This is a genomic window from Anaerovibrio sp. (assembly GCF_024697385.1).
In the GTDB taxonomy this organism is placed as follows: domain Bacteria; phylum Bacillota; class Negativicutes; order Selenomonadales; family Selenomonadaceae; genus Anaerovibrio.
The window spans coordinates 1-5,346 of the sequence record NZ_JAILFV010000104.1 but is presented as its reverse complement, the minus strand read 5'-3'; the positions used below and the strand labels follow the sequence as shown (position 1 = coordinate 5,346).

5 protein-coding genes and 1 riboswitch are annotated in these 5,346 nt (G+C 47.7%); of the genes, 1 reads left to right on the top strand and 4 read right to left on the bottom strand.

Going from position 1 to position 5,346, the window contains the following annotated elements; genetic code table 11:
• Window positions 1-154: 154 nt before the first annotated feature.
• Complete coding sequence (locus tag K6C05_RS05505) at window positions 155-1,009, bottom strand: LysR family transcriptional regulator (protein WP_296732239.1); 855 nt, start codon at window positions 1,007-1,009, stop codon at window positions 155-157.
• A 198-nt stretch (window positions 1,010-1,207) separates the two neighbouring features.
• Between K6C05_RS05505 and K6C05_RS05500 the strand changes: the two genes are divergently transcribed.
• Complete coding sequence (locus K6C05_RS05500; protein ID WP_296732237.1) at window positions 1,208-2,257, top strand: YeiH family protein; 1,050 nt, start codon at window positions 1,208-1,210, stop codon at window positions 2,255-2,257.
• An 84-nt stretch (window positions 2,258-2,341) separates the two neighbouring features.
• Here the strand turns inward: K6C05_RS05500 and thiC are convergent, their stop codons facing one another.
• The 3 genes from thiC to K6C05_RS05485 form a co-directional block, all read right to left on the bottom strand.
• A complete protein-coding gene (gene thiC, locus K6C05_RS05495) occupies window positions 2,342-3,655 on the bottom strand; it encodes a phosphomethylpyrimidine synthase ThiC (RefSeq protein ID WP_296732234.1) in 1,314 nt (437 codons plus the stop codon).
• A 92-nt stretch (window positions 3,656-3,747) separates the two neighbouring features.
• A riboswitch (TPP riboswitch) is annotated at window positions 3,748-3,853 on the bottom strand.
• 77 nt (window positions 3,854-3,930) lie between these two features.
• Window positions 3,931-4,953 (bottom strand): anthranilate phosphoribosyltransferase, encoded by a 1,023-nt coding sequence (gene trpD, locus K6C05_RS05490; RefSeq protein ID WP_296732231.1) that lies wholly within the window; start codon window positions 4,951-4,953, stop codon window positions 3,931-3,933.
• Window positions 4,954-4,967: 14 nt separating this feature from the next.
• Entirely contained in the window at window positions 4,968-5,114 is a 147-nt protein-coding gene (locus K6C05_RS05485) for a hypothetical protein (protein ID WP_296732230.1), read from the bottom strand.
• Between the last annotated feature and the right edge of the window lie 232 nt (window positions 5,115-5,346).

Sequence of the window (5,346 nt, the reverse complement as noted above, 5' to 3'; positions counted from 1 at the left end):
CTTGGCCTTTTTCTGCAGCAGCACTGTATCCCTGTTTATCTCCCTTACCATAATAATACCCCCTTAGAAAACAGACCTGTCTCAGGCAACTATTGATACTTCCGGATATTGTCCAAAATTATCTGCCCGGGTCAAAAACATCACCTGACGGCACTTACCTGTAAGAATCAAAAACCTTCACAGCCCCCAGGGAAAATGAATTGTTCAAAAACACATAATTAAATTCCCTGGTAGCCTCAAAGCCCTCTATATAAAAGGGCTTCAAATCCCTGCTGGTGTCCAGCACCGCCCTGTAGGCAAAGGTTATTCCCTGTGTATCCAGCAGCAGCCCTATCATAAGGCCAAAATCACTGATGGTGGTAATACGGTGAAACTCGCTGACACTGTGATTATGCTCCATGAGAAGCTGCTGAAAAATATCCCTGGTTCCTGAGCCCTCCTCCCGGAGAAAAAGATGCTCCTGCCACAGCTGCTCCAATGGCACGGTTTTCCCGGCAAAGGGATGCTTTCTGCCACATATGCCAATAAAGGGCTCCCGACGATAAAGCTGACAGGCATATTTTTTGCGGTCAAAAAAGCCCTCAATCAGGGCAAAATCAATTTCCCCCTTGGAAAGCAGCTCCAAAAGATGCTCAGTATTATCTATTTCCACACTGATAATATTGTTTTCATCACTGAGGTAATTCAACAGCTGCTGTTTAATCACATAGCCACCGATAGTCCTTGTGGCACCTATTTTTAGATTATGTCCGCTGTGCTCATTAATCCGGCTTTTCGCCTTCTGCTCCTGGTACATGATATTCTCGGCATAATCCCTGAGTATTACGGCCTGCTCCGTCATGGTGAGTACCCTTTTATCATAATTAAACAACCTGCAGCCGTATTCCTTCTCCAAGAACTTGATATGCTGTGTCACCGCCGGCTGGGTCATATGCAGCAGCTCGGCAGTTTTTCTGTAGTTCATGACCTCACACAGCTTCAAAAAGGTTTTTATCCGTCCATCAACCATAGCTATTCACCTCTGCCTGACATTTTCCCAAAGCAAATGGATGCGTCCCCATCAATTTCAGCAGGTGCACAAACACCACCAAAGGATTTCCCTTTTATTGATAAGATTTTATTATCAAGTCATTTTATATAATAATTATATTTTATATATTATTTTTGCTATAATCAACACGGAATTTAACTTTAGGAGGTAAAAATTTTGAAAGCCACAAAAAATTTTCTCAATCTTAACTGGGCCGGACTAATGGTATGCCTGGCCATTGCGGTTCCCTCATTTCTTCTGGGCAGGGAATTCCCCATCATTGGAGGTGCTGTAATTTCCATAATATTTGGCATGATCATATCCATGTTCTGGCATGACAAGGGCAAAGCCACCCAGGGAATCAAATTCACATCAAAATATATACTACAGGGAGCAGTGGTTCTCCTGGGCTTCGGCATGAATCTGGGAGTAGTGCTGCAGACAGGGCAGCAGTCCCTGCCGATTATCGTCTGCACCATAGCCACCTCCCTGTTTATTGCCTGGGCACTTCACAGGGTAATGAATATATCGGGCAACAGCGCCACACTGGTAGGAGTAGGATCATCCATCTGTGGCGGTTCAGCCATTGCAGCCACAGCACCTGTCATAGATGCCGATGATAATGAAGTGGCACAGGCCATCTCGGTAATCTTCTTTTTCAATGTATTGGCAGCCATATTGTTCCCAATTCTCGGCAGCATGATTGGCTTTAGTACCATCAGTGGCGAAGCCTTTGGTATTTTTGCCGGAACCGCCATCAACGACACATCATCCGTAACAGCCGCCGCAGCCACCTGGGACAGCATGTGGGGACTGGGCACCGCTACCCTGGACAAGGCTGTCACCGTGAAGCTCACCAGAGCCCTTGCCATTATCCTGATAGTATTTGTACTGGCACTTTTAAAAGCCCGGGAAGCAAAAAAAACCGGTCACAATGCCACGGGCTTCAGCCTGAAAAAAACCTTCCCCATGTTCATCCTCTATTTTGTCCTCGCCTCTGTATTTACCACGGTGGTAGTAAATCAGGGCATCCCTGCTGAATACTTTGAGCCTGTTAAGGAATTAAGCAAATTCGCCATAGTCATGGCCATGGCTGCCATTGGACTGAACAGCAATGTTATAAAGCTGGTGAAGACCGGTGGCAGGCCTATTATACTGGGAGCCTTCTGCTGGGCCGGCATAACTGCTGTCAGCCTGTTTATGCAGCACATCATGGGCATCTGGTAAAAAAAAGCGCTTCAGGAGCAATTAACTGCCCCTGAAGCATTTTTTCTCATAACTCCATTGTTTAAATTTTTCCGTAAGAAAATATTACAAAATATCGATTATTTCACCAGCCAGAGCCTTGTTCATTGACCTCACGGCACAGAACTTGCCGCACATGCTGCAGGTATCCGAATGATCCTCCTCCGGGGCCCGGGACTCCCTGATAGCCTTTGCAGTATCCGGATCCAGTGCTTCCCTGAACTGGGCATCCCAATCCAGCTTTCTTCTGGCTTCTGCCATGCGGTCATCCTGTTCCCTGGCCCCCGGAAGTCCCTTGGCTATATCCGCCGCATGGGCAGCAATCTTGCTGGCGATAATCCCCTCCCTTACATCATCCACATTTGGCAGGGCCAAATGCTCAGCAGGAGTGACATAACAGAGAAATGCCGCACCACTCATGGCTGCCATGGCTCCGCCAATAGCTGCGGTAATATGATCATACCCCGGAGCAATATCCGTCACCAGAGGTCCAAGAACATAAAAAGGCGCACCCTTGCAGATGGTCTGCTGTACCTTCATATTGGCTGCAATCTGATCCATAGGCACATGGCCAGGCCCCTCCACCATTACCTGTACATCCTTGTCCCAGGCCCTTTGAGTCAATTCACCCAGCCTGATAAGCTCCTCTATCTGGACACCATCAGTGGCATCAGCCAGGCATCCCGGACGGCAGGCATCACCAAGGCTTACAGTCACATCATATTCCCGACATATATCCAGTATTTCATCATAATATTCATAAAAAGGATTTTCCTCACCGGTCATGGACATCCAGGCAAACACCAGTGAACCACCACGGGATACGATATTCATTTTCCTGTCTCCCTTGCGTATCTGCTCAATGGTTTTTCGGGTAATACCACAATGGAGAGTGACAAAATCCACACCATCCTCGGCATGGAGGCGTACCACATCCACAAAATCCCTGGCAGTCAGAGTCCCCAAATCCCTCTGATAATGTATGACCGAATCATAGATAGGCACCGTACCAACCATAGCCGGACATTCACGGCACAGCTTTTGCCTGAAAGGCTGGGTATTACCATGACTGGAAAGGTCCATGATGGACTCTGCCCCCAGCTTGACGGCGCTCATCACCTTTTCCATTTCCACGTCATAATCCTTGCAGTCCCGGGAAACCCCCAGATTTACATTTATTTTGGTTTTCAGCATGCTGCCCACACCGTTGGCCTCAAGGCTCTTATGATTTTTATTTGCCGGAATGGCCACCTTCCCCTGGGCTACCATATCCATAATAAAGGAAACATCCCTGTTTTCTTTTTTTGCCACAGCCTCAATTTCCGGAGTAACTATTCCCCTTCTGGCTGCATCCATCTGTGTTGCGTAATCTCTCGTCATCCCACTATACCTCCTTAAAAATAAAAGACAGCGCCCTTTCGGACACTGCCTTGATAATTTTCAGTTTTTCCCCGGCAAATAATATTCATATCCCCAGGCTCTGTCAGCATTCCTCCGTTGGCATTATCCAAATCAGGTTCAGGGTCGTGTGTCTTCTCATACACACCTCTCAGCGTTTCTGCTCCCCTTGCTATTCTGTTGTTATCTAAAATATATCACTGATAGGGAGGTAATGCAACCCTCATCCTGCAAACATCCTCCCTGCTTCCGGAAAATCAGCGGTTGGACTCCTCTATATAAGCCTCCATGGTCTTATAGGCTCTGCCGCTGTCAATGGTCTCGGCAGCCAGCTTTATACCTTCCTGAATGGTGGCAGCCTTTTTCCCCACATAAATGGCCAATCCCGCATTCATCAGCACAGCATTTCTCTTGGTTCCCTGTATTTTACCGGAGAGGATACCCCTGGTAATATCGGCATTCTCCTCTGCCGTGCCCCCTATCAGCTCCTCCTTGGTACCACGCACCAGGCCAAAATCCTCAGGGCAGATTTCCGTAGTACGGTAATAACCATTTTTCAATTCACATACGGTGGTAGGAGCACTTGGAGAAACCTCATCCAGCCTGTCCTGACCGTGTACCACCACTGCATTTTGCACGCCCAGCTTATCAAGGACCTTGGCTACAGTCTCTACCAGATATTCATCATAAACCCCAAGCATAAAATAATCCGGATTGGCAGGATTAGTCAAAGGTCCAAGGATATTAAACACAGTCCTAAAGCCCAATTCCTTGCGGATAGGGCCTACATACTTCATGGCCGTGTGATATTTCTGGGCAAACAGGAAGCACATGCCACATCCCCTGAGCATTTCGACGGCCTTTTCCGGATCCTGATTGATATTGACACCCAGGGCCTCCTGAACATCAGCAGTGCCTGATTTGGAGGATGCTGCCCGATTGCCGTGCTTGGCTACCTTTACCCCGGCAGCGGCCACCACAAAAGCAGATGTGGTGGATATGTTAAAGGTATTGGACCGGTCACCACCGGTACCCACTATTTCCAGCACCTCTATTCCATCATGGTGCACCGGGGTAGCCAGCTCACGCATGGCAGCAGCACAACCGGAGATTTCAGCTATGGTCTCCGCCCTGGTACTTTTGGTGGAAAGGGCTGCCAAAAAAGCAGCATTCTGTGTCTGGGAAGTCTGGCCGTTCATGATTTCATTCATGACGGTATAGGCCTCATCATAGGTCAGGTCCTCTTTTCTTACTATTTTTTCAATCGCTTCTCTAATCATGGTTTTGGCTCCTCTCATAATAAAATATTCTCCGGCAAATCCATCTGCCGCATTTCAGCAGCCTGACCGATGTGTGCAATAAAAAAGCCCCCGATGACAATACTGTCATCGAGGGCGAGAATATACCATTCCCGTGGTGCCACCTCTATTTGCGACTTCACACACTCAGCAGGATACCATCATATCCCCGGCAACTAACATATGCCCTCATGTCATGAGGTACTCTGAACCATACGGTTCATTTCATCATGCCCTCTGTGGTCCATTTACAAATCAGCGTTCTGCCCGGCTCCCAGCTGCCCGGACTCTCTGTGAGTGCCCCTTTTGCTTGATCTCCACATCATAGGTTTGTTCAGTATTAATTTTGAACTTGTTTGTATTAAACAACAATCC

Bases quoted from the DNA above. Each gene is read 5' to 3' on its own strand.
- K6C05_RS05505 (WP_296732239.1), bottom strand. From the start codon at position 1,009: ATGGTTGATGGACGGATAAAAACCTTTTTGAAGCTGTGTGAGGTCATG.
- thiC (WP_296732234.1), bottom strand. From the start codon at position 3,655: ATGACGAGAGATTACGCAACACAGATGGATGCAGCCAGAAGGGGAATA.
- trpD (WP_296732231.1), bottom strand. From the start codon at position 4,953: ATGATTAGAGAAGCGATTGAAAAAATAGTAAGAAAAGAGGACCTGACC.